This is a genomic window from Streptomyces sp. NPDC006476 (assembly GCF_040612015.1).
Lineage (GTDB): Bacteria > Actinomycetota > Actinomycetes > Streptomycetales > Streptomycetaceae > Streptomyces > Streptomyces griseorubiginosus_B.
In genome coordinates, this window is record NZ_JBEXPK010000037.1 from 1 (window position 1) to 22,892 (window position 22,892).

General features: G+C 71.8%; 21 protein-coding genes and 1 pseudogene. 11 read left to right on the forward strand and 11 right to left on the reverse strand.

Annotated elements, in window-relative coordinates:
* Positions 1–206: pseudogene (locus tag ABZZ74_RS33465) on the reverse strand (cytochrome ubiquinol oxidase subunit I); the annotation flags it as partial.
* On the reverse strand, positions 203–1,165 hold the full coding sequence (gene coxB, locus ABZZ74_RS33470; protein WP_356771401.1) for a cytochrome c oxidase subunit II: 963 nt from the start codon (positions 1,163–1,165) through the stop codon (positions 203–205). The gene coxB and the pseudogene ABZZ74_RS33465, both read right to left, overlap by 4 nt.
* Before the next feature lie 287 nt (positions 1,166–1,452).
* Between coxB and ABZZ74_RS33475 the strand changes: the two genes are divergently transcribed.
* A complete protein-coding gene (locus ABZZ74_RS33475) occupies positions 1,453–2,829 on the forward strand; it encodes an aminotransferase class V-fold PLP-dependent enzyme (RefSeq protein ID WP_356771403.1) in 1,377 nt (458 codons plus the stop codon).
* A 15-nt stretch (positions 2,830–2,844) separates the two neighbouring features.
* On the opposite strand, the gene ABZZ74_RS33480 is transcribed toward ABZZ74_RS33475, so the two are convergent.
* A complete protein-coding gene (locus ABZZ74_RS33480) occupies positions 2,845–3,819 on the reverse strand; it encodes a carbohydrate kinase family protein (protein WP_356771405.1) in 975 nt (324 codons plus the stop codon).
* A gap of 133 nt (positions 3,820–3,952) precedes the next feature.
* On the opposite strand from ABZZ74_RS33480, the gene ABZZ74_RS33485 reads away from it, so the two are divergent.
* Both ABZZ74_RS33485 and ABZZ74_RS33490 read left to right on the forward strand, forming a co-directional pair.
* Complete coding sequence (locus ABZZ74_RS33485; protein ID WP_356771407.1) at positions 3,953–4,162, forward strand: hypothetical protein; 210 nt, start codon at positions 3,953–3,955, stop codon at positions 4,160–4,162.
* A gap of 595 nt (positions 4,163–4,757) precedes the next feature.
* On the forward strand, positions 4,758–6,527 hold the full coding sequence (locus ABZZ74_RS33490) for a hypothetical protein (protein WP_356771542.1): 1,770 nt from the start codon (positions 4,758–4,760) through the stop codon (positions 6,525–6,527).
* A gap of 92 nt (positions 6,528–6,619) precedes the next feature.
* On the opposite strand, the gene ABZZ74_RS33495 is transcribed toward ABZZ74_RS33490, so the two are convergent.
* On the reverse strand, positions 6,620–6,976 hold the full coding sequence (locus tag ABZZ74_RS33495; protein ID WP_030582488.1) for an iron-sulfur cluster assembly accessory protein: 357 nt from the start codon (positions 6,974–6,976) through the stop codon (positions 6,620–6,622).
* Between the two features lie 242 nt (positions 6,977–7,218).
* Between ABZZ74_RS33495 and nadA the strand changes: the two genes are divergently transcribed.
* Positions 7,219–8,403, forward strand: coding sequence for a quinolinate synthase NadA (gene nadA, locus ABZZ74_RS33500; protein ID WP_356771409.1), 1,185 nt, complete (start codon positions 7,219–7,221; stop codon positions 8,401–8,403).
* 16 nt (positions 8,404–8,419) lie between these two features.
* On the opposite strand, the gene ABZZ74_RS33505 is transcribed toward nadA, so the two are convergent.
* The 5 genes from ABZZ74_RS33505 to ABZZ74_RS33525 all read right to left on the reverse strand — a co-directional run bounded on the left by ABZZ74_RS33505 (position 8,420) and on the right by ABZZ74_RS33525 (position 13,862).
* On the reverse strand, positions 8,420–10,690 hold the full coding sequence (locus tag ABZZ74_RS33505; protein WP_356771411.1) for a protein kinase: 2,271 nt from the start codon (positions 10,688–10,690) through the stop codon (positions 8,420–8,422).
* Between the two features lie 107 nt (positions 10,691–10,797).
* Entirely contained in the window at positions 10,798–11,478 is a 681-nt protein-coding gene (locus tag ABZZ74_RS33510) for a response regulator transcription factor (protein ID WP_356771413.1), read from the reverse strand.
* Positions 11,475–12,698: a histidine kinase gene (locus ABZZ74_RS33515; protein WP_356771415.1), complete on the reverse strand. Its 1,224-nt coding sequence runs from the start codon at positions 12,696–12,698 to the stop codon at positions 11,475–11,477. Before ABZZ74_RS33515 ends, ABZZ74_RS33510 begins: the two co-directional genes overlap by 4 nt.
* 73 nt (positions 12,699–12,771) lie before the next feature.
* Complete coding sequence (locus ABZZ74_RS33520; RefSeq protein WP_356771544.1) at positions 12,772–13,050, reverse strand: hypothetical protein; 279 nt, start codon at positions 13,048–13,050, stop codon at positions 12,772–12,774.
* A 32-nt stretch (positions 13,051–13,082) separates the two neighbouring features.
* The gene (locus tag ABZZ74_RS33525) at positions 13,083–13,862 is read right to left on the reverse strand and encodes a PspA/IM30 family protein (protein WP_356771417.1); all 780 of its coding nucleotides are present in this window, start codon (positions 13,860–13,862) and stop codon (positions 13,083–13,085) included.
* A 203-nt stretch (positions 13,863–14,065) separates the two neighbouring features.
* Here ABZZ74_RS33525 and ABZZ74_RS33530 point away from each other — a divergent pair, with 203 nt between their 5' ends.
* The 3 genes from ABZZ74_RS33530 to ABZZ74_RS33540 all read left to right on the forward strand — a co-directional run bounded on the left by ABZZ74_RS33530 (position 14,066) and on the right by ABZZ74_RS33540 (position 16,646).
* The gene (locus tag ABZZ74_RS33530) at positions 14,066–14,737 is read left to right on the forward strand and encodes a DUF3043 domain-containing protein (protein ID WP_356771419.1); all 672 of its coding nucleotides are present in this window, start codon (positions 14,066–14,068) and stop codon (positions 14,735–14,737) included.
* An 83-nt stretch (positions 14,738–14,820) separates the two neighbouring features.
* The gene (locus tag ABZZ74_RS33535) at positions 14,821–15,522 is read left to right on the forward strand and encodes a methyltransferase domain-containing protein (protein ID WP_356771421.1); all 702 of its coding nucleotides are present in this window, start codon (positions 14,821–14,823) and stop codon (positions 15,520–15,522) included.
* A 56-nt stretch (positions 15,523–15,578) separates the two neighbouring features.
* Positions 15,579–16,646 (forward strand): trypsin-like peptidase domain-containing protein, encoded by a 1,068-nt coding sequence (locus ABZZ74_RS33540; RefSeq protein ID WP_356771423.1) that lies wholly within the window; start codon positions 15,579–15,581, stop codon positions 16,644–16,646.
* A 42-nt stretch (positions 16,647–16,688) separates the two neighbouring features.
* On the opposite strand, the gene ABZZ74_RS33545 is transcribed toward ABZZ74_RS33540, so the two are convergent.
* Positions 16,689–16,901 carry a hypothetical protein gene (locus ABZZ74_RS33545; protein WP_133042923.1) on the reverse strand — a complete coding sequence of 71 codons (213 nt, stop codon included), beginning with the start codon at positions 16,899–16,901 and terminating at the stop codon, positions 16,689–16,691.
* A 114-nt stretch (positions 16,902–17,015) separates the two neighbouring features.
* On the opposite strand from ABZZ74_RS33545, the gene ABZZ74_RS33550 reads away from it, so the two are divergent.
* Complete coding sequence (locus ABZZ74_RS33550) at positions 17,016–18,221, forward strand: bifunctional adenosylcobinamide kinase/adenosylcobinamide-phosphate guanylyltransferase (RefSeq protein WP_356771425.1); 1,206 nt, start codon at positions 17,016–17,018, stop codon at positions 18,219–18,221.
* Between the two features lie 57 nt (positions 18,222–18,278).
* Here ABZZ74_RS33550 and ABZZ74_RS33555 read toward each other — a convergent pair whose 3' ends face one another.
* Positions 18,279–18,803 carry a hypothetical protein gene (locus tag ABZZ74_RS33555; protein ID WP_356771427.1) on the reverse strand — a complete coding sequence of 175 codons (525 nt, stop codon included), beginning with the start codon at positions 18,801–18,803 and terminating at the stop codon, positions 18,279–18,281.
* Positions 18,804–18,907: 104 nt separating this feature from the next.
* On the opposite strand from ABZZ74_RS33555, the gene cobT reads away from it, so the two are divergent.
* From cobT to ABZZ74_RS33570, 3 genes are all read left to right on the forward strand, one after another.
* Positions 18,908–20,008, forward strand: a complete 1,101-nt coding sequence (gene cobT / locus ABZZ74_RS33560; protein ID WP_356771429.1) for a nicotinate-nucleotide--dimethylbenzimidazole phosphoribosyltransferase — start codon at positions 18,908–18,910, stop codon at positions 20,006–20,008.
* 83 nt (positions 20,009–20,091) lie between these two features.
* Positions 20,092–21,828, forward strand: a complete 1,737-nt coding sequence (locus tag ABZZ74_RS33565) for a phosphatidylglycerol lysyltransferase domain-containing protein (RefSeq protein WP_356771431.1) — start codon at positions 20,092–20,094, stop codon at positions 21,826–21,828.
* 60 nt (positions 21,829–21,888) lie between these two features.
* Positions 21,889–22,629 (forward strand): hypothetical protein, encoded by a 741-nt coding sequence (locus ABZZ74_RS33570; RefSeq protein WP_356771433.1) that lies wholly within the window; start codon positions 21,889–21,891, stop codon positions 22,627–22,629.
* The last annotated feature ends 263 nt before the right edge of the window (positions 22,630–22,892 follow it).

Consider the following 22,892-nt stretch of genomic DNA (forward strand, 5'->3'; position numbering starts at 1 on the left):
TCGGCGCGCATCAGCAGCGCCATCACGCCGCCGATCAGGAAGAACGCGAACGACGTGACGAGGTAGAGCGTCCCGATCGTCTTGTGGTCAGTGGTGGTGAGCCACTTGATCACGACGTTGCCGGGCTGCTTGCGCCGGACCGGCAGCTCGTCTGAGTAATGTCCCTCAGCTGCCGCGGCACCCTGGGGTTCGTTGAGGATGCTCACAGGTTGTTCGTCTCCCGGTTCTTCTCGTGGCTCGTCTGCGCGATGCCGGCGGGAACGTAACCGGTCTGCCCCTTCTTGGCGAGGTCCTTGAGGTGCTGCTCGTAGCGCTCCGGGGAGACGACCTTCACGTTGAACAGCATCCGGGAGTGGTCGACGCCGCACAGCTCGGCGCACTTGCCCAGGAAGGTGCCCTCCTTGTTGGGGGTCACCTGGAAGGCGTTGGTGTGGCCCGGGATGACGTCCATCTTCATCAGGAACGGCACCACCCAGAAGGAGTGGATGACGTCACGCGAGGTGAGGACGAAGCGGACCGTCTTGCCCTTGGGCAGCCACAGGGTCGGACCCGGGTTGCCGGTCTGCGGGTTCCGCGTGGCGGGCGTGCCGACGTCGTAGACACCGCCGGCGTTGGCCGGGAACGCGTTCTTGAACCTGTCCGGGATGTTCGCCAGGTTCGGGTCGGTCTTCGCATCGCCCGTCACCCCGGGAACCGGAGCGATGTAGTTGAAGCCCCAGCTCCACTGGTAGCCCACGACGTTGACCGTCACTTCGGGCTTCTTGTCCGTGAGGCTGAGGAGCTTCGACTCGTCACGTGCCGTGAAGTAGAACAGCACGGAGACGATGATGAGCGGGACCACGGTGTACAGCGCCTCGATGGGCATGTTGTACCGGGTCTGCGGAGGAACCTCGACCTTGGTGCGGCTGCGCCGGTGGAAGATCGCACTCCAGATGATCAGACCCCACACCAGCACGCCGACGGCGAGCGCGGCAGCCCAGGAGCCCTGCCACAGGGAGAGGATCCGCGGAGCCTCTTCCGTGGTCGGGGTGGGCATACCAAGGCGGGGGAAGTCCTTGTATGTGCAACCGGTGGCGGTCGCCAGGACCAGGCCCGCGGTCATTGCCTGCAGCAGCTTCCGCCGCATCGGGCGCCGCGGCGAGCGGTCGGAGCCGTTGGGACTCACGTAGCGCCTTCCCGAGAGTCTCGCCCGCGCGGATCGGCTGCGGCCTGCCTTCTCATCTGGTCGGTCGCCGCCCTGCGTCGGGCAGGGGTTTGGATGTTTATGCGGACCAAACCCTAGCCGACGCTCTCCGAGGGTTCGCGGGGAGGGGGGCCTAGTGAGCGGGTGGGTTCGCTTGTTTGGCGGCTGCAGGTTGTTTGTGGCTGGTCGCGCCCCGCGGCGGAGCCGCTGATGTCACAGCCCAGCGCCCCTTGGGTCCGCTGCCGCGAAGGGCGTCATAGCGTTTGCGTATGTCCTATTTCGACGCCGCGTCCTCCGCTCCACTCCATCCCGTCGCTCGTCAGGCGCTGTTGGCCTCGTTGGATGACGGGTGGGCCGATCCTGCCCGGCTTTACAAAGAGGGCCGGAAGGCCCGGATGCTGCTGGATGCGGCGCGGGAGGCCGCTGCCGAAGCTGTGGGGTGCCGGGTTGACGAACTGGTGTTCACGCCCTCCGGAACACAGGCCGTACACACCGGGATGGCGGGCGCGTTGGCCGGGCGGCGGCGGGTTGGGGGTCACCTGATCGTGTCTGCTGTCGAACATTCCTCGGTGCTGCATGCCGCTGACGTGCACGAGGGCGGCGGGGGGACGGTCAGCCAGGTGACGGTGGACCGGACGGGGGCGGTGGATCCGGCGGAGTACGCCGCCGCGCTCCGGGAGGACACCGCGCTGGCCTGTCTGCAGTCGGCCAATCATGAGGTGGGGACCGTGCAGGCCGTGGCGGAGGTGGCCGAGGTGTGCCGGGTGGCGGGGGTGCCGTTGCTCGTGGACGCCGCGCAGTCGTTGGGGTGGGGGGCGGTGGGCGGTGACTGGTCGCTGCTCACGGCCAGTGCGCACAAGTGGGGCGGGCCCGCGGGGGTCGGGCTGCTCGTCGTGCGGAAGGGGGTGCGGTTCGCCGTGCAAGGGCCCGCGGACGAGCGCGAGTCGGGGCGGGCCGCCGGGTTCGAGAACATCCCGGCGATCGTGGCGGCGGCCGCCTCGCTGCGGGCCGTGCGGGCCGAGGCGGAGCAAGAGGCGGTACGGCTGCGGGAGCTGACGGCGCGGATCCGGGCGCGGGTGCCGGAGCTGGTGCCGGACGTGGAGGTCGTGGGCGATCCGGAGCGGCGGCTGCCCGGGATCGTCACCTTCTCGTGTCTCTATGTCGACGGGGAGACTTTGCTGCACGAGCTGGACCGCGCCGGTTTCTCTGTTTCCTCCGGGTCGTCCTGTACGAGCAGCACGCTGACGCCCAGCCATGTGCTGAAGGCGATGGGGGTGCTGAGTGAGGGGAATGTGCGGGTCTCGTTGCCGGCGGGGACGACCGAGGCCGACGTCGAGCGTTTCCTGGAGGTTCTGCCGGGGGCGGTGAGCGGGGTGCGGGAGAAGCTGGGCGCTCCGGTGCCGACGACCGTGCGCGAGGAGGGCGCCCTCGTCGTGGACGCCCTGGGCAAGCTGTGCCCGCTGCCCGTCATCGAACTGGCCAAGGTCATCGGGGACGTGCCGGTGGGCGGCACGGTCCGGGTGCTCGCCGACGACGAGGCGGCCCGCCTGGACATCCCGGCGTGGTGTGCGATGCGGGGGCAGGAGTACGTGGGTGAGGAGCCGGCGGACCGGGGCTCGGCCTATCTGGTCCGCCGGGTCTCCTAGCGCCGCTGCCGGCCGCTACACCAGGTGCTTCTGGACCTCGGCGGCGGCCTCGTCGCCGTACGCCTTGGTGAAGCGGTCCATGAAGTGGGCGCGGCGCAGCTGGTACTCCTGGGTGCCGACCGTCTCGATGACGAGGGTCGCCAGCATGCAGCCGACCTGGGCCGCGCGCTCCAGGGAGACACCCCAGGCGAGGCCGGACAGGAAGCCGGCGCGGAAGGCGTCGCCCACGCCCGTCGGGTCCGCCTTGCGCTCCTCCTCGGGGCAGCCGACCTCGATCGGGTTCTCGCCGACCCGCTCGATACGGACGCCGCGCGAGCCCAGCGTGGTGACCCGGTGGCCGACCTTGGCGAGGATCTCCCCGTCGCTCCAGCCGGTCTTGGACTCGATGAGCCCCTTCTCGTACTCGTTGGAGAACAGGTAGGTCGCGCCCTCCAGCAGTATCCGGATCTCGTCGCCGTTCATCCGGGCGATCTGCTGGGAGAAGTCGGCGGCGAAGGGAATCGAGCGGGAGCGGCACTCCTCGGTGTGCCGGAGCATCGCCTCGGGGTCGTCGGCGCCGATCAGGACGAGCTCCAGCCCGCCCACCCGGTCGGCGACCGTCTTCAGCTCGATCTGCCGGGCCTCGCTCATCGCGCCCGTGTAGAAGGAGCCGATCTGGTTGTGGTCGGAGTCCGTGGTGCACACGAAGCGCGCGGTGTGCAGGGTCTCGGAGATCCGGACCGAGTCGGTGTCGACGCCGTGCCGGTCGAGCCAGGCGCGGTACTCGTCGAAGTCGAAGCCGGCCGCGCCGACGAGGATGGGCTTCGTGCCGAGCTGGCCCATGCCGAAGGCGATGTTCGCGCCGACGCCGCCCCGGCGTACGTCGAGGTTGTCGACCAGGAAGGAGAGCGAGACCGTGTGCAACTGGTCCGCGACGAGCTGGTCGGCGAAGCGGCCGGGGAAGGTCATGAGGTGGTCGGTGGCGATGGAGCCGGTGACTGCGATGCGCACGGGGTGGACTCTCCTGTAGGGAGAAACTGGGTTGACGGTTCACGCTACCGGGTCGTACCGGAGCGCTGAAGGCGCCAAAACTACCCGATAGTAGATCTTTCTTCACAGCCTTGGGCGTGCATACGGTTCCGTTATGACGAACCTCAAGGTCCACTCCACGGTCCCGGTCGACCTGGAAGGCGACCTCGCGTCGCTTCAGGGCGACTGCGCGCGGATGGCTCCCCACTGGGCCGTGCCCGACCGGATCGCCCCCCGGCCCGTCTCCCCGTCCCTGATCCACGGCGTGACGGTGCCGTCGAAGTCCGCCCGGCTGCTGGACGCGATGTCGGACTACGGCGACTGAGCGTGCCACGGCGGCCGAATCGGCGTCCGTAGTCCGGATCGGCGCGTTTCAGGGAACCGTGCGCTCCCCCGGTGCGTCCCATCGCCGTCCCCCGTCGAGGGGATGCGCGATACGACCCTCCGGCCGACCTTTTTGACAGGGCCGGGTCAGGGTCACAGGGACAGTGCACAGCCGAAGGAGCGATGCGGTGAACACCGAGCGACCCGACAACGACACCGCCGGCTCCGCCGCAGAGCGGGGCGACGGGGAGGAGCGCGGCGCCCTGCACGCCGCTCCTCCCGGCGGTGCACACCCCGACGGGACCGCTCCTGACGACGAGCGGGAGACCGCGAAGACACCGGGCACCGGGACCGACGAGACCGCCCCGGACTCGGACGCCGCGGGGACCCCGGCAGGTGAGAACCCGGACGCCCCGGAGAGCCGGGCGGACGAGGGCATGGACGCCGAAGGCACCACGGCAGGTGAGAGCCCGGACGCCCAAGGCACCACGGCGGGTGAGCAGCCTGACGCCCCCGAGCGCCGGGTCGGCCCGGGCGCGGACACCGAAGGCACCACGGCAGCTGAGAGCCCCGACGGCCCCGAGCGCCGGGTCGGCGTGGGCTCCGGTGGCGAGGAGGTGGCGGCGGGCAAGGGTTCGGAGGGCCCGGAACAGGCCGACACCCCCCGCTCCCAGGAGACCAGCGGCGCCGGAACCGCCGTGTCCGCCGAGTCCGCCGCTCGCTGTGAACCCGGCGCGGACCCGGCCCCCGCAGGCGCCGAGGCCACCGCCGCTGGATCCCCAACGCCCGAAGACGCCTCGGACGAGCTCCCCAGCGAAACCGCCCCGCTCGGCGCGGCTTCCGGCTCGGGCGGCGGCTCCGAGCGTCACCGGGCCGCGCCCCCCGCCGAAGTCCCCGGACCGCACGAGGCCGGCGACGCCCCCCGGACGTCCCGCCGTCGCTCCCCCGTTCTCATCGCCTCCGTGGCCGCCGCCGTGTTCCTCGTCGGTGGTGGCGGGGCCTACCTCGCGGCCTCCGCGTCCGACGGCTCCGGCGGTCGTACGGGGGCCGGGGCGTCCGGGGACGACACTCCCCCGCCGCTCGCTCTCGACGGCTACGGCTCGGGCGGTACGAACGGGATCGCGCCCGGGGAGCCCAATCCGTACGGCGTGACGTACCGGGCGGACGGCTCGCTGCCCGACGGGCCGGACTCGGCGCCCGTGTATCGCGTGACGGGTGACGTCACCAAGGACCAGGTGGCCCGGCTGGCGAAGGCGCTGGGGCTGCAGGGGACGCCCGTGGCCCAGGGGCAGGCCTGGCAGGTGGGGCCGGACAAGGACGGGTCCGGGCCGAGCCTCGTGGTGAACCGGCAGACGCCCGGCACCTGGACCTTCCACCGGTACGCGGCCGGGGCGGACGCCTGTCAGAGCGTCACCGTGTGCACCTCCAAGGACCCCGCGAACCCGGCCGTCGACACGATCGGCGTGGCGGCCGCGGAGAAGGCCGCGGCGCCCGTGCTGAAGGCGGTGGGTCAGGACGACGCGAAGGTGGACGCGAGCCAGGTCATGGGCGCCCAGCGGGTGGTCAACGCCGACCCGGTGGTGGGCGGACTGCCGACGTACGGCCGGACCACGGGGCTGACCATCGGCGCGCAGGGCGAGGTGGTCGGCGGCAGCGGTCAGCTGAGCACACCGGTCAAGGGGGACACGTACCCCGTGCTGGGCGCGCGCAGGACGCTGGACCTGCTCAACGCGGCACCGCGCACCGACCACCGCATGGGCATCGGCGGCTGCGCCAGCCCCGTACCGCTGAAGGACCGCCTCGAGGCGCCGTGCGGGCAGTCGACGTCGGCCGCGACGGCTTCGCCGGCGCAGAACGCGGCCACGGTCGAGCACGCGGTGCTCGGGCTGGCCTCGCACACCGTGGGCGGCCGGCCGGCGCTGGTGCCGTCCTGGCTGTTCCAGGTGCGGGCGGCGGGCGCGCAGAACACGTTCACGGTGACGTACCCGGCGATCGACCCGAAGTACCTGGTCTCCGACTCCCCCTCCGCGCAGCCCACCCCGTCGGGCACCGAGGCGCCCGACACCCGGGACGTCAAGGTCGACAGCTATCTGGCCACCGGCACGACGCTGACCGTGAGCTTCACGGGCGGTGTCTGCGGCGACTACGACGCGAAGGCGACGGAGAGCTCGGACGAGGTGACCGTCACGGTGACCGAGACGCCGTGGAAGGACAAGGTCTGCATCATGATCGCCAAGGAGATGACGCGGATCGTGCACCTGGACGAGCCGCTCGGCGACCGCAAGGTCGTGGGCTCGGACGGCAAGGAGATCCCGCAGGTGAAGCCGGGAGCGCGGTTGCCGCGGACGTCGGCCGGGGTGCGCTAGCCGTCGGCCGCCGGAAGGCACGAAGGCGGCGGCCCTGTCGGAGGGGGCCGCCGCCTTCGGCTTGTTCAGTTGTTCAGCAGCTCGTGAAGGGCTTAGCTGAAGGAGTCACCACAGGCGCAGGAGCCCGTCGCGTTCGGGTTGTCGATCGTGAAGCCCTGCTTCTCGATCGTGTCCACGAAGTCGATGGACGCGCCGCCCAGGTACGGGGCGCTCATCCGGTCGGTGACGACCTTGACGCCGCCGAAGTCCTTCACCACGTCTCCGTCGAGCGAACGCTCGTCGAAGAAGAGCTGGTAGCGCAGGCCGGAGCAGCCACCGGGCTGGACGGCGACGCGCAGGGCCAGGTCGTCACGGCCTTCCTGGTCGAGCAGGGCCTTGACCTTCGCCGCGGCGGCGTCGGACAGGATGATGCCGTCGGTGACGGTGCTGGTCTCGTCCGATACGGACATCTACATCTCTCCCGGGTTGTACGGAGACTGCTTGCCGACTGTTCCAACCGGCAAGGCCGCGGATTCATTCCGGGCCGGCGCCTGTCTTTCGGCGTCCTCTTCATGCTCGCACACGGGATGGCGAGCGGAAAACGACCCTTCGGGATTCACGTCACATCGACGCTATGACCATCGTCAAAGTGACGTGAACCGGGTTATGATAGATAACGTCAGATCGACGAAAAGTAGAAAGGGTGTGTGTCGTGACCACCGCCCAGACCCCGGAGCTCGACGTACAGCCGACTCCTCTCGCCCTGCTGCTCCTCGGCCGGGAGGCCGACCCGAAGAGCGAGCGCGGTGTCGAGTGTCCCGGTGACCTGCCCTCGCCGTCCGACCCCGACCTGGTCGAGCGCGCCCGCGCGGCCAAGGAGAAGCTCGGCGACAAGGTGTTCGTGCTCGGCCACCACTACCAGCGCGACGAGGTCATCCAGTTCGCGGACGTCACGGGCGACTCCTTCAAGCTGGCCCGGGACGCGGCCGCGCGCCCGGAGGCGGAGTACATCGTGTTCTGCGGTGTGCACTTCATGGCGGAGTCCGCGGACATCCTGACGTCGGACGACCAGAAGGTGGTCCTGCCCGACCTCGCCGCCGGCTGCTCGATGGCCGACATGGCGACGGCCGAGCAGGTCGCCGAGTGCTGGGACGTGCTGACCGAGGCCGGCGTGGCCGAGCAGGTCGTGCCGGTGTCGTACATGAACTCCTCCGCGGACATCAAGGCGTTCACCGGGAAGCACGGCGGCACGATCTGCACGTCCTCGAACGCGCGGAAGGCGCTGGAGTGGGCCTTCCAGCAGGGTGAGAAGGTGCTGTTCCTGCCCGACCAGCACCTGGGCCGCAACACGGCCGTGCGGGACATGGGCATGTCCCTTCAGGACTGCGTCGTCTACAACCCGCACAAGCCGAACGGCGGGCTGACCGCCGACGAGCTGCGCGCCGCGAAGATGATTCTGTGGCGCGGCCACTGCTCGGTGCACGGCCGGTTCTCGCTGGACTCGGTGAACGACGTGCGCGAGCGCATCCCGGGCGTGAACGTCCTGGTCCACCCCGAGTGCCGGCACGAGGTCGTCGCGGCGGCGGACTACGTCGGTTCGACGGAGTACATCATCAAGGCCCTGGAGGCGGCCCCGGCGGGCTCCAAGTGGGCCATCGGCACCGAGCTCAATCTCGTACGACGGCTCGCGAACCGTTTCGCCCCCGAGGGCAAGGAGATCGTCTTCCTCGACCGGACGGTCTGCTTCTGCTCGACCATGAACCGCATCGACCTGCCCCATCTGGTCTGGGCCCTGGAGTCGCTGGCCGAGGGCAACCTGGTCAACCGGATCGAGGTCGACAAGGAGACGGAGGCGTTCGCGAAGCTGGCGCTGGAGCGCATGCTGGCGCTGCCGTAAACCGTCCCGGGCACGCTCACCCCGAGACGGACCGCCGCTCGGGGTGAGCGGGATCGAGGGTGAAGAGCGTGCCGTCGGGGCTCCACCCCACCAGGGCACCTTCATGGAACAGCGGCCCCGGGGCCGGGCCGGCGACTGAGCCGATGCGGTCCGCCCGGGGATAGGACTCCCAGAGCAGGGTTCCCGCCCGTGCGTCCAGCGCTGCGACCCGTCCACTGGCGCTGGCGACGAACACGCTCCCACCCGCATCCGCGACCGGGACGCCCGGCTGCTCAAGCGTCGTCGCGGTCCGCCACAGATGTGCGCCGGTGAGCGCGGAGAAGGCCGTCACCCGGCCGTTGGTGCCGGCGAAACAGAGCACGCCGTGCACCAGGGCGATGTGCCCCCGCTGCTCCTCGGCCAGCCGGGCGGTGCGGACCGTGTCGCCGACGGGATCGACCGACACGATCCGGGTGTAGGCGGCCTCCACCGCCGTCGGGTCGTTCGTGCCGGGGGCGGTGAACACCAGACGGCCCCCCGCCGCGCCGGTGTAGACGGCGGTGACCGGGGGTGCGGAGCGCAGCCGGCGCGTCGAACCGTCGGCCGGGTCGAGGGCGAGCAGCAGTCGGCCGGCGCCCGAGGCCGTGTGGTAGTCGACGCAGTCCGCGTAGGCGCGGTCGCGGTCGGCGAGGAACGCGCAGTGGTGTCCGGCGGGCAGCGCCGTCCTCCAGCGCATGGCGCCGCTCCGGGCGGAGCGCGCGGTCACCACCGTGCCCTCGGGCGTCAGGACCAGGTCCCCCAGCACCACCGCGTCGGCGTAGCGGTCCTCGGTCGGGTGCGACCACAGCCGTCTGCCGTCGGCGGTGGCGTAGGCGACGACGGCCGAGGCCGTGTCGTTCGCCGCCGCATTCATGACGTGCTCGTGCACGAGCAGCGCGCCACCCCGCACGCCGAGGGCGAGGGCGCCGTACCGGTCGACGGTCGTGCCGGCGGGCAGGGCCGCGGCCCTCCAGACGGCGCGGCCGGTGGCGGCGTCGACGCGGACGGGCAGGGCGCCGTTGCCCACGCAGTAGAGGGACCCACCGCCCAGCACGCAGGACGGGTTCGGACCGGAACCGCCGGTGTCGCTGCCGGTCGCGGGTGGGTGCCGCACACCGTGGGCGGCGGTCGCGAACACCGAGGTGTGCCAGGGCCGCCAGTCCGCCGGAAGAGCCGACCAGCGGGTGGCGGATGGGCTCGGCGAGGCTCCCTCCCCGGAGGCGCCGCCCTTGAGCGGTCCGAGGAAGTACGCCAGCAGCACAGTCACGAGCAGGCCCGCCACTCCGGCGATCACCGGCAGCCGGCGGCCGTTGGCCCGCGCGCTCACCGGCCGCGGAGGTTCGGGAAGGTCCGGGGCCTCTGGCGTCTCGTGGGCCGCGACGACGGGGACGGAAGACGGCAGCGCGGTCGGCGCCGGATCCGGACGCCTGTGGGGCAGCGTGGGAGTGTCGTCCGGGTCGGGATCGGTCAGGGCCTCGGCGAAGGAGTGGGACAGTTCGTCGAGGCCGGGGCGGGCGGCCTGCTCCTTGGCGAGGCAGCGCAGCACCACGTCCCGCAACGGCGGGGGCACGGCGTCCAGCACCGGCTCCTCCCGCATCACCTGGTACGCCGTCATGTAGGGGCTGCCGGCGTCGAAGGGGCCCCGGCCGGTCGCGGCGAACGCCAGCAGGGCGCCGAGGGAGAAGATGTCCGAGGCGGGCCCCACGGACCGGGCATCCATGAGCTGCTCCGGGGACATGAAGGGCGGGGTGCCCATCATGTGGCCGGTCTCGGTCAGCGTCTGGTTCTCCGCCGCGCGCGAGATGCCGAAGTCGATGACCCGGGGGCCGTCGTCGGCCATCAGGACGTTGCCCGGCTTGAGGTCGCGGTGCACCACCCCGGCCCGGTGGATGTCACGCAGCGCCTCGACCAGCCCCAGCGCCAGACGCCGGAGTTCGCGGGGCGCCAGCGGGCCGTCGTCCCGGATGTGGGCGGAGAGCGAGCGCCCGGGCACGTACTGGGTGGCCATCCAGGGCCGGTCGGCCTCCGGGTCGGCGTCCACGACGGGCGCGGTGAAGGCACCGCTCACCTTGCGGACGGCCGCTATCTCCTGCCGGAAACGGGCACGGAAGACGGGGTCCGCGGCGTACTGGGCGTGCACCACCTTGACGGCGGCCTCGCGTCCCGACCGGGATCTCGCCCGGTACACCACGCCCATCCCACCGATCCCGAGCCGGTCGACGACGCGGTACTCCCCGAGCACCTCGGGATCACCCTCGTGCAGTGCCACCGCCCGTTCCTCTCCCCCGTTGAGCAGCTTCGAGCCCAGCATAGAAAGCCCCGAGGGCGGGACGACGCCGGTGCGCGCGGGTCCGGGCGCCGGACGGCGCAGCCCGCTCAGTCCGCTCTCGGGCGTACCAGGCCCGACTCGTAGGCGATGACCACCAGTTGGGCCCGGTCGCGGGCGCCCAGCTTGGCCATGGCGCGGTTGACGTGGGTCTTCACGGTGAGCGGGCTGACCTCGAGGCGTTCGGCGATCTCGTCGTTGGAGTGGCCCCCGGCGACCTGCACGAGGACCTCGCGCTCGCGGACGGTGAGCGCGTCGAGGCGTTCGAAACGGGCGGGGTCGTGGCCGTCGGAGGGGTCGCCCTGGGCGAGGAAGCGGGCGATCAGGCCCTTGGTGGCGGCCGGGGAGAGCAGTGCCTCGCCGCCGGCCGCGATCCGGATGGCGCTCAGCAGTTCCTCCGGCTCGCTGCCCTTGCCGAGGAAGCCGGAGGCGCCCGCGCGCAGGGACTGCACCACGTAGTCGTCGACCTCGAAGGTGGTCAGGATGACGATGCGGACGTGGGCGAGGGAGGGGTCGGTGCTGATCATGCGGGTGGCGGCGAGGCCGTCGGTGCCGGGCATCCGGATGTCCATCAGCACGACGTCGGCCCGCTCCTGCTTCGCCAGCCGCACCGCCTCCGCGCCGTCGGACGCCTCGCCGACGACCTCCATGTCGGGCTCGGAGTCGACGAGCACCCGGAAGGCACTGCGCAGCAGCGCCTGGTCGTCGGCGAGCAGGACGCGGATGGTCATGCGCTTCCCCCGGTGGTGGCCGTGCGGGTCTTGACCGGCAGGATCGCATGGACGCGGAAGCCTCCGCCGTAGCGGGGGCCGGTGGTGAGGGTGCCGCGCAGAGCGCTGACGCGCTCCCGCATGCCGAGCAGACCGTGGCCGCCGCCGTGATCGGGGTCGTCGTCCTGGCCGGCGCCGTCGTCGAGGACGGTGATCTCGATGTTCGGGCCGACGCGTACGACGCTGACCTCGGCCTTCGCCTCGGTGCCGGCGTGCTTCTGGACGTTGGTGAGGGCTTCCTGGATGACGCGGTAGGCGGCGAGGTCGACGGCGGCGGGCAGGGTGGTGTCCTGGTCGGCGCGGGCGACCTCGACATGGAGGCCCGCGCTGCGGAAGGTGCCGACGAGTTCGTCGAGGCGGTCGAGGCCGGGGGCGGGTTCGGTGGGGGCCTCGGGGTCCCCGGACTGCCTCAGCAGGCCGACGGTGGCGCGGAGTTCGTTGAGCGCGGAGCGGCTGGCCTCGCGGACATGGGCGAGGGCCTCCTTGGCCTGGTCGGGCCGCTTGTCCATGACGTGGGCCGCGACGCCGGCCTGCACGTTGACCAGGGCGATGTGGTGGGCGACGACGTCGTGCAGGTCGCGGGCGATGCGCAGTCGCTCCTCGGCGACCCGGCGGCGGGCCTCCTCCTCGCGGGTGCGTTCCGCCCGCTCGGCGCGTTCGCGGATGGCCTGGACGGCGGCCTTGCGGCTGCGTACGGCGTCGCCCGCGGTCGCGCCGATGCCGGTCCAGGCGAAGATCGCGAGGTTCTCCTGGGCGTACCAGGGCAGCGGGCCGAAGAGCATCGAGGCGCCGGTGAGGACGGTCATCGTGAGCAGGCCGAGGCGCCAGGTGGTGGCGCGGTCGGTGGTCGCGGCCACGGTGAACAGGGCGACGACGGCGGACATGGCGACCGGGGCGCGGGGGTCGCCGACGACGCACTCGATCAGGGAGACGGCGCCGGTGAGCGCGAGGACGGTGCGCGGGGCCCGGCGGCGGAAGACCAGGGCGAGCGCACCGAGGGTCATCAGCACGAGGGCGAGCGGGTCGGGGGTGCGGATGCCCCAGGCGACACCGTGTCTGCCGTGCCCGTCCGCGAAGGAGGCGGCCACCATGCAGACGAGGACCCCGGCCGCCAGGGCCGCGTCCAGCGCGAGGGGGTGGGCCCGCAGGCGGCAGCGGGTGCGTTCGAGGGTGGCGCTCACGCTTGCACAGTACGGGGCGCCGCACCGCGCGGGAACTGGCGCCGGCGGTACCCCGGACCCTGCGGATCCCGCATCAGCCCGGAATCAGCCCGTCGTCGCTCAGCAGCTCGCGGACCTCCTCCAGGGTCGCGTCCGAGGAGGGGAGAATCAGTTCGGAGGGTTCGAGGGAGTCGTCCGGGAGCGGGGTGCCCAGTTCCCGGACCTTGGCGAGGAGGGCCGCCAGGGTGCGGCGGAAGCCGGGGCCGTCGCCGTTCTGCATTTCCCTCAGGAGCTCGTCGTCCAGCTTGTTGAGTTCGGCGAGGTGGCTGTCGGCCAGCCTCACCTGACCCTCTCCCATGATCCTGACGACCATGTCGCCCATCTCGGCCTCCTAGGGGTGACCCCCTACTGCTTGTCGAAGCGCGGGGTGTCCTGTGGCTGCTGCTGGGACTGAGACTGCCCGCTGCCGCCCTCGATCGCCTGCTGGGGCGACCCGCCGGCCAGCTCCGCCTTCATGCGCTGCAGTTCCAGCTCCACGTCCGAGCCGCCGGAGATCCGGTCCAGCTCGGCCTGGATCTCGTCCTTGTGCATGCCGGACTGGTCGTCCAGGGCACCCGAGGCGAGCAGCTCGTCGATGGCGCCGGCCCGGGCCTGGAGCTGCGCGGTCTTGTCCTCCGCGCGCTGGATCGCCAGCCCGACGTCGCCCATCTCCTCCGAGATGCCGGAGAAGGCCTCGCCGATGCGGGTCTGGGCCTGGGCGGCGGTGTAGGTGGCCTTGATCGTCTCCTTCTTGGTGCGGAAGGCGTCCACCTTGGCCTGCAGGCGCTGGGCCGCCAGGGTGAGCTTCTCCTCCTCGCCCTGGAGCGTCGCGTGCTGCGTCTCGAGGTCGGTCACCTGCTGCTGGAGCGCCGCGCGCCGGGAGAGCGCCTCGCGGGCCAGGTCCTCACGGCCCAGCGCGAGCGCCTTGCGGCCCTGGTCCTCCAGCTTGGAGGACTGCGACTGGAGCTGGTTGAGCTGCAGCTCCAGGCGCTTGCGGCTGGTCGCCACGTCGGCGACGCCGCGACGCACCTTCTGCAGCAGCTCCAGCTGCTTCTGGTACGAGTAATCGAGGGTCTCGCGCGGGTCCTCGGCCCGGTCAAGGGCCTTGTTCGCCTTCGCGCGGAAGATCATCCCCATACGCTTCATGACACCGCTCATGGGCTTCGCGCGCCCCCTTCTGACGGACTTCCAGCTCCAGCTCTGCGACAGAACCCACAGTACGGGCCCTGCATCCATTGACGCACTGTTCGGGGACGGATGCGCTCATCCCCAAGGACGACTGCGTCCCCACCCGCTCCGGCGTAGGGAGTAGGTGTCCCCCTGGGGAAACCGCCCCCTCTGTCCCTTACATGACGACTGGTGTTGCCGGATCGTTCCCCGCGGGGCTGGGGTCCAACCCCGGGCACCCCGTACCCTTGGGTTTTGTGTTCCGTAGCCGTGCCAAGGAAGAGAAGGCCGGCGCCGACAAGGCGTCGCTGACCGACTCCACGCAGCCCCGTCACCCGCAGGCCCCCAAGGGCCGCCCCACACCCAAGCGCAGTGAGGCCCAGTCCCAGCGCCGCAGCGTCGCCAACACGACGCTGACGCGCAAGGACGCCTCCAAGCGTCAGCGCGAGGAGCGCCGCTCCGCGCTGGAGCGGCAGCGCCAGGCGCTGGCCGGCGGTGACGAGCGGTATCTGCCCGCCCGGGACAAGGGCCCGGTGCGCAAGTTCGCCCGCGACTGGATCGACTCGCGCTTCAACGTGGCCGAGTTCTTCCTGCCGATGGCCGTGGTCATCCTGGTGCTGAGCGTCGTACGGGTGCCCGCGCTGCAGAACATCGCGCTGCTGCTGTGGCTGATCGTGATCGTGCTCATCGTGCTCGACGCCGTCGTCAGCGCCTTCCGGCTGCGCAAGGCGCTCGCCGAGCGCTTCCCGGACCACAACCGCAAGGGCGCCACCCGGTACGCCCTGATGCGCTCCCTCCAGATGCGCCGGCTCCGGCTGCCGAAGCCGCAGGTCAAGCGCGGAGAGCGGCCCTGAGCACGACGTCGTTCTCCGGGAGCGCGGCCAGATCCTGGCTGGAGAAGCTGGGCGGGCTGCGCAACGCCGTACGGCAGGAGCTGGTGGCCCGGCAGCTCGACGAGCAGATAGTGGGGCGCTTCCCGGTCGGGCAGCGGCTGCGGGTGCTGGACGTCGGGATGGGCCAGGGCACGCAGGCGCTGCGGCTGGCCCGGGCCGGGCACCAGGTGACCGGCGTGGAGCAGGACTCCACCATGGTCGCGGTGGCCCGGGAGGCCCTCGCCGCTGAGCCGGAGGGCATCCGGGAGCGGGTGCGGATCATCGAGGGCGACGGCCGGGACACCGGGGTGCACTTCCTCCCCGGCAGCTTCGACGTGGTGCTCTGTCATGGCGTGCTCATGTACGTCGAGGACCCGGACGCGCTGCTCGCGGGGCTCGCCCGGATGCTCGCCCACGGCGGCCTGCTGTCGCTGCTGGTGCGCAACGCCGACGCGCTGGCCATGCGGCCCGGGCTGCACGGCGACTGGGCCGGCGCCCTCGCCGCGTTCGACACCGTCTCCTACCGGAACCGCCTCGGCCTCGACGTCCGCGCCGACCGCCTGGAGACCCTGACGGACACCCTCGCCGGCATCGGCGCGCCCCTGCACACCTGGTACGGCGTCCGGGTCTTCACGGACACGGCGGCCGACGACGCGGAGGCACCGGCCGACGTGGAGACGCTGCTGGCCGCCGAGGAGCGGGCGGGGCGGACGGATCCGTACCGCCGGGTCGCGGCGCTGCTGCACCTGTGCGGGGTGCGCGGCTGAGCCCGTTCGGGCGCGCAGCACAGGCAGAGCCTTCACCCCGAAGAGACACTCGGGGCATGGACGTCACCCGTATCCGTGCCCTGCGTCTGCTCATCCCCCTCGCCGTCCTCGCACTGGTGAGCGGGTGCTCCGGGTCCGGTTCCTCCGGCCGATCGGAGACATCCACCACGCAGGCCGCGCTGGCCCTCGCGCAGAAGTCCGGCAGCGATCTGCAGGGTGACTACCAGCGGGTGATCAAGGACGTACTGCCGTCCGTCGTGCAGATCCAGGCCAGCAACGACCTGGGCTCGGGGGTGGTGTACGACGACCAGGGGCACATCGTCACCAACGCGCATGTCGTCGGCGAGGAGAAGACCTTCAAGGTGACGACCGCCAACAGCGAGGACACGCTCACCGCCCGGCTCGTCTACTCGTACCCGCAGCAGGACCTGGCCGTCATCAAGCTGGACAAGGTGCCGAGCGGGCTGAAGGCGGCGAAGTTCGCGGACTCCTCGAAGGTCCAGGTGGGCCAGATCGTGCTGGCGATGGGCTCGCCGCTCGGTCTGTCGTCCAGCGTGACCCAGGGCATCGTGTCGGCGACCGGACGGACCGTCACCGAGGGCAGCGGCGGGGGCGGTACGGGCGCGACGATCGCCAACATGGTGCAGACGTCCGCAGCCATCAACCCCGGCAACAGCGGCGGCGCCCTGGTCAACCTGGACAGCCAGGTCATCGGCATCCCGACGCTCGCGGCCGTCGACCCCAACTTCGGGGACAGCGCGGCGCCGGGCATCGGGTTCGCGATCCCCGCCTCGATGGTGAAGACGATCGCCGACCAGATCGTCAGGAGCGGCAAGGTCACCGACTCCGGCCGGGCCGCGCTCGGCATCACGGGCCGCACGGTAGTCGACGAGAACTACCAGCCGGCCGGGGTCGCCGTGGTGTCGGTGAAGAGCGGCGGGGCGGCCGACAAGGCCGGAATCCAGGCCGGGGACATCATCACCCGGCTGGGTGACACGGACATCACGACGATCACGACTCTGACCGAGGCGCTGGCCCAGGACAAGCCGGGCGAGCGGACGACGGTGACGTACACCCGCAACGGAAGTGAGAAGAAGACCGACGTGACGCTCGGCGAGCAGTGACGGCGGGGGCGGCCGGCGGGCCGCCCCTCTCGTCCGTACGGCCTACGCCTCCGCGGAGCGCAGGCTCATCGGCCCGTAGATCTCCGTGGAGTCCTCGAACAGCCGCACCTGGTCCGCGCCGCCCTCCAGCAGGGCCTTCCAGTGCTCCCCGATCCAGGACTCGGCGTCCCCCTGCGTGGTGAACTCCTCGGGCTGCACCGCGGGCGGGACCTCCGCCCCGTCGGCCTTCTCGAACCGCCACGTCCATGACGCCATGTACGCCTCCCGTGTATGAGCACCTGCAAAGGAGAAGCCGGATCTTGGTCCGGCTCCTGCCCTGAAGACTAGTCGGACGGGCAACACCTGCGCAGACACGCGAAAATCACATCCGTGGAAGTGACTCTGCTCGGTACCGGTGCCCCCCTGGGACTGCCCCGCCCCGACTGCCCGTGCGCCGCCTGCGCGGTAGCGCTCGGCGAGGACGCGCGCGCGGCGACCGCCGTCCTCGTCGACGGAACGCTGCTCCTCGACCTGACGCCGGGCGTCGCCTTCGCGGCCGCGCGAGCCGGGCACTCCCTGGGCGGCGTACGCCAGGTGCTGTTGTCCCACCCGCACGACGGACCGCCCGTCGAGGTCCCCGCGGGGCTGCCGCAGCCCGGGCGGGTGCCGGACGGACGGGAGTTGGCGCTGCTGACGGGGCATCGGGTGCGCGCCGTGGCGATGGACGCGCCCGGCACCGGATACGCCGTGACCGGGCCGAACGGACAGCGCCTGCTGTACCTCCCGCCCGGGGGCGCGCCGGCCGGGCTGGAGGCGAACGGCTCCGTGGAGTCGTACGACATGGTGCTCGCCGACGTCGTGGGGCGGCCGGACGCGCTGGCGAAGCTGCGGGCGGTCGGCGCGCTCGGGCCGACCACGGATGTCGTCGCCGTCCATCTGGACCACGACGTGCCGCCCGGCGCGGAGGTGCGGCGACGGCTCGCCGCGGCGGGGGCGCGGGCCGTGCCGGACGGGTCGACGCTGACCGTCGGCGTGTACGAGGACGTGCCCGACGTACCGCGCCGGACGCTGGTGCTCGGCGGGGCCCGGTCGGGGAAGTCGGTGGAGGCCGAGCGGCGGCTGGAGGCCTTCCCCGACGTGCTGTACGTGGCGACGGGCGGGACGCGGAGCGGCGACACCGAGTGGGCCTCGCGGGTCGCCGCGCACCAGGAGCGGCGGCCGGGGTCGTGGCGTACGGCCGAGACGTGCGACCTGGTGCCGCTGCTGAAGGAGGAGGGGGCGCCGCTGCTGATCGACTGTCTGTCGCTGTGGCTGACGGACGCGATGGACTCCGTCGGGGCGTGGGACGACGCGGTGTGGGCGGACGGGGGCGAGCGTGCCCTGCGGGAGCGGGTGCGGGAGTTGACGTCGGCGGTGCGGGCTGCTCGGCGGACCGTTGTCGCCGTGTCCAACGAGGTGGGGTCGGGGATTGTGCCCGCCACGGCGTCCGGGCGGCGGTACCGGGATGAGCTGGGGCGGTTGAACGCGGGGTTCGGGGCGGAGTGTGAGGCGGTGGTGCTGGTTGTTGCCGGGCAGGCGGTGGTGTTGCGGGGGTGAGTCGGTTGTTCGTCGGGTGCGGGCCGGTGGGGGCTGGTCGCGCAGTTCCCCGCGCCCCTATCGGGGCGCTGCAGGGGCCCTGCGTGCAATAAGACGGTGGGTTTTCGCAAGACGGTCCAGTACCGGGTGGGACGGGGTGACCAGATTGCAGCCCTGCGACTCCAAGTCGGCGCGGATATCCACCGATTGGCGAACCGGGGCCTCCACGAGCAGGAGACCGTACGGGCGGAGGGCGGTGATGGCCGTGCGGAGTTCCTCCCTCGAGACCGGCGCTCGCAGCATGGTCACCACGTCGTAGCGGGATCTGACGGCCGTTGCGATGTGGGGGTGGGTCAGGGGGCCCACGTAGGCCTGCTCCACTCGTTCCGCCGCCTGGGCGTGTGCGACTCGGGGTGTCGGGTCCGTGCCGTCGAAGGACGTGTAGGGGAACAGACGTCGGGCGGTTTCGGGGAAGTCCGCGTCGCCCGTGGCCACGTCCAGCCAGCTCTCCGGTTCGGGGAGGAGTCTGCGGACCGCTCTGGCCGTACCGAGGTGGCGGCGTTGTTGGTCCAGGTCGCTGAAGAGACGCACCGAAATAGCCACAAAAAGGAACATAAGGTGTACGGCTGGGGTGGGCAACGACGTGGGATGCGCGTGATGGCCATGTGGCGCCGTCCTGTTCGATCCGTGCCGGTACTGTTCGGCGAATGAGCTCGCTTAATCTCGACGACTTCACCGATCTGATCGAGCGCCCCGACGGCGGGGTGCGCCGCGACGCCGAGGCGCGCCGGGAGCGTCAGGTCGTGCCGCCCGGGTCGCTGGGCCGCCTCGACGACCTGGGTGAGTGGCTGTCCGCGGCGCAGTCCGCGGTACCGGTGCGGCCGATCGAACGGCCCCGGGTGGTGCTCTTCGCCGGTGACCACGGGGTCGCCGAGCTGGGTGTCTCGGCGCGACGCCCGGGCGGCGCCGGCGAGTTGGTGCGCGAGGTGCTGGAGGGCGGCCGTCCGGTGTCGGTGCTGGCGCGGCGGCTCGGGGTGCCGGTGCGGGTCGTCGACATGTCTTTGGACTGCGACCCGGACTCACTCCCGGACGAGGTCGTACGGCACCGGGTGCGGCGCGGCAGCGGACGGATCGACATCGAGGACGCGCTCAGCCTGGAGGAGGCCGAGGCGGCGTTCCGGGCGGGGGTCGCCGTCGCCGACGAGGAGGCGGACTCGGGTACGGATCTGGTGGTGCTCGGCGATGTGAGCGTGGGCGGGACGACGGTGGCGGGCGTGCTGATCGCCGCGCTGTGCGGGACCGACGCCTCCGTGGTGACCGGGCGGGGCGGGCTCGCGATCGACGACCTGGCGTGGATGCGCAAGTGCGCGGCGATTCGGGACGCGTTGCGGCGGGCCCGGCCGGTGCTCGGGGATCAACTGCAGCTGCTGGCGAGCGTGGGCGGGGCCGACATCGCCGCGATGACGGGCTTTCTGCTGCAGAGCGCGGTGCGCAAGACGCCGGTGATCCTCGACGGGGTCGTGGTCTCCGCCTGCGCGCTGGTGGCGCAGCGGATCGCGTTCCGGGCGCCGGACTGGTGGCTGGCGGCGCACGACAGCGGGGAGCCGGGGCAGGCGAAGGCGCTGGACCGGATGGCACTGGAGCCGCTGCTGACCCAGGGGGTCACCGTCGGCGAGGGCGCGGGCGCGCTGCTCGCGCTGCCGCTGGTGCAGGCCGCGGCGGCGCTGTCCGCTGAGTTGCCGGAGAAGCCCGAGGTTCCCGAGGAGGACGAGAAAACCGCGGAAGTCTGGAAGGAAGCGACGGAATAGGCGGCACGACAGCCGAAAGTCGGCCGCACGGCAGACGAAAGATGGACGGGTTCAGCCGGGCATCCCCCATATGATCCTCATCCATGGGAGATGCCCGAAATGCCTCACGTCGAGCCGCCGCTTTCGCGGTCTGGTACCTGCGGGCCGTCGCGTTCGTCAATTTCCTCAGTGCCGTCTGGGTCTCCCTCGGGCAGGACGTGCGGCGGCACAACCAGGAGAACTTCTTCACGCCGTACCTGCTGACCGCCGGCTTCGCGTCGGGGGTGTTCACCGCCTTCCTCGCCATCACCATGCGCCGCCGCAAGCGGGCCGCTTGGATCCTGAACCTCGCGCTGGGCGGCCCCTTCCTGGGGCTGTTCGCCTTCGCGATGGCCTTCCCGGAGATCCGCCAGTACGCCCAGAACTGGATCTCCCTCGCCCTCACCGCGGCCTTCGTCGCCGCGCTGCTGGTGGGCCGCAGGGAGTTCTACGCCAAGGGCGACCGGTCGAACCCGAGGCTCGCCGCCGCCGTCGGGGTCGGCGGCACGCTGGCCGCCTCGCTGCTCGCCGGCCTGCTGGTCACCGTCACCAACCAGGCGCCGGACGCGGCGAGTTCGACGTTCCTGGAGCGCTGGCGCTACGGCACCTTCCGGCTGGTCTCGGTCGCCGTCGACGAGTCCCGCTTCCCCGGCATCGACGCGCCGAACTGGGTCAACGTCGCCATCAACGTGCTCAGCACCCTGCTCGTCCTCGCAGTCCTGTACGCCGCCTTCCGCTCCCGGCGGGCGGTCGACCCGATCACCGAGGACGACGAGAAGCGGCTGCGGGCGCTGCTGGAGCGGCACGGGGAGCGCGACTCGCTCGGCTACTTCGCGCTGCGCCGGGAGAAGAGCGTGGTGTGGTCGCCGACCGGGAAGGCGGCGGTCGCCTACCGGGTGGTGGGGGGCGTCTCGCTGGCCTCCGGTGATCCGCTCGGGGATCCGGAGGCCTGGCCGGGCGCCATCGAGCCGTGGCTCGCCGAGGCCCGGGCGCACGGGTGGATCCCGGCCGTGATGGGGGCGAGCGAGGAGGCGGGCACGGTGTACGCGCGCCACGGGATGGACGCCCTGGAGCTGGGTGACGAGGCGATCGTGGACGTCGCCGAGTTCACCCTGGAGGGGCGGGCCATGCGGACCGTGCGGCAGGCCTACAACCGGGTGAAGCGGGCCGGGTACGGGGTGCGGGTGCGGCGGCACGAGGACATCCCTGCCGACGAGATGACGTACCTGCTGAAGCGGGCGGACGACTGGCGGGACGGGGCGACCGAGCGCGGGTTCAGCATGGCGCTGGGGCGGCTCGGGGACCCGGAGGACGGGCAGTGCGTGATGCTGGAGTGCACGGACGGGCGGGGTGAGCTCAAGGCGCTGCTGTCCTTCGTGCCGTGGGGGCCGCACGGGCTCTCGCTGGACCTGATGCGCCGGGACCGCGACTCGGACAACGGGCTGATGGAGTTCATGGTGCTGGAACTCCTGCGCCGTGCCGGGGATATCGGGATCACCCAGGTTTCGCTCAACTTCGCCATGTTCCGTTCGGTCTTCGAACGTGGGGCGCGTCTTGGTGCGGGGCCGGTGCTGAGGCTGTGGCGCTCGCTGCTCAGCTTCTTCTCCCGCTGGTGGCAGATCGAGTCGCTGTACCGCGCCAACGCCAAGTACCGGCCCATCTGGGAGCCGCGCTTCCTGCTCTTCGAGAAGAGCGCGGACCTCCCGCGCATCGGCCTCGCGTCGGCGCACGCGGAGGGGTTCCTGGAGGCACCGGGGCTGCCGAAGTGGCTGCATCGGCGGCACTTGGAAACCCACCGGTAGGAGCGGCAGCGACAGCACGACGGATGAGGACCGGGTGAGGACCGGATGAGGACCGGCCGGATGAACAGGCTCGCCCGCTGGGCCCGTGCCGAATGGGGGCTCGTGTACGTCACGGTGCGCGAGCCGCTGGTCGAGCGGCGGCTGCGGGCGGTCCCGATGACGCTCGGAGCGGTGGCGCTGACGGCGGCCGTGCAGATCGTGCAGAACCAGTCCTGGGGGTACGGGTTCGTGCAGGACGTCGGCGGGGTGCAGGCCGAGGACCCGCTGTGGCCGGCCCTGCTGCGCACGCCGCTCTCCCTCTTCGTGCCCGCGCTGGACCTGCCGGTCTGGGGCGCGCTCCTGCAGGTCCTGTTCGTCTTCGGGATCGCGGAGATCTGCCTCGGCCGGCTGCGCACGCTGGTCATCGCCTACACCGCGACGCTGGCCGGCACCCTGTACGCGCGTCTGGGCGTCTGGCTGGGCTTCGACAGCCTCTTCGGCCTGCCTTCGTCGGACGCCCGGGTGGTCGACACCGGTCCGTCGGCGGCCGTGGTGGGTCTGGCCGTCTTCCTCGGCTGGCGTTACGGCGCGTATGTGACGGCGGGCGCGGTGACCGCGGCGATGGCGGTCGAGGTGGCGTTGAAGGGCAACCTGGCCGGCAAGGAGCACCTCGCGGCGATCGCGGCGGTGGCCGCCCTGATCACCCTCTCGGCACTCCGCCGACGCCGCCGCCGACCGCGCCCGGATTCGACCCCGGGCCCACCCCTGATCCCGTCCACAGGCCCACGCCACCAACCCCACCCGCGGCGGTCGCGGCGCTAGGTGCGCCCGGGTAGTTCACTCAACCCGGTGACGGGCGGCTTGCCGCCGCTCGCCATCTGGGAGCGGCGGTGAGGACGTACGGACGGAGGACGCCCCGGCGGCCGGCGCCGGCCGAGGTCGCGGACCGCACCAGCCCAGACACACCACCGATCGCCCCCTGAACCCCGCGGCGGAGTCCGGACCGCGGCGGTCGCGGAGGTGGGCACGCAAGAAGCCCCCTGCCGGGGCTGCCTCCGGGACACCGACCCGGCGGTCGGGGGCAC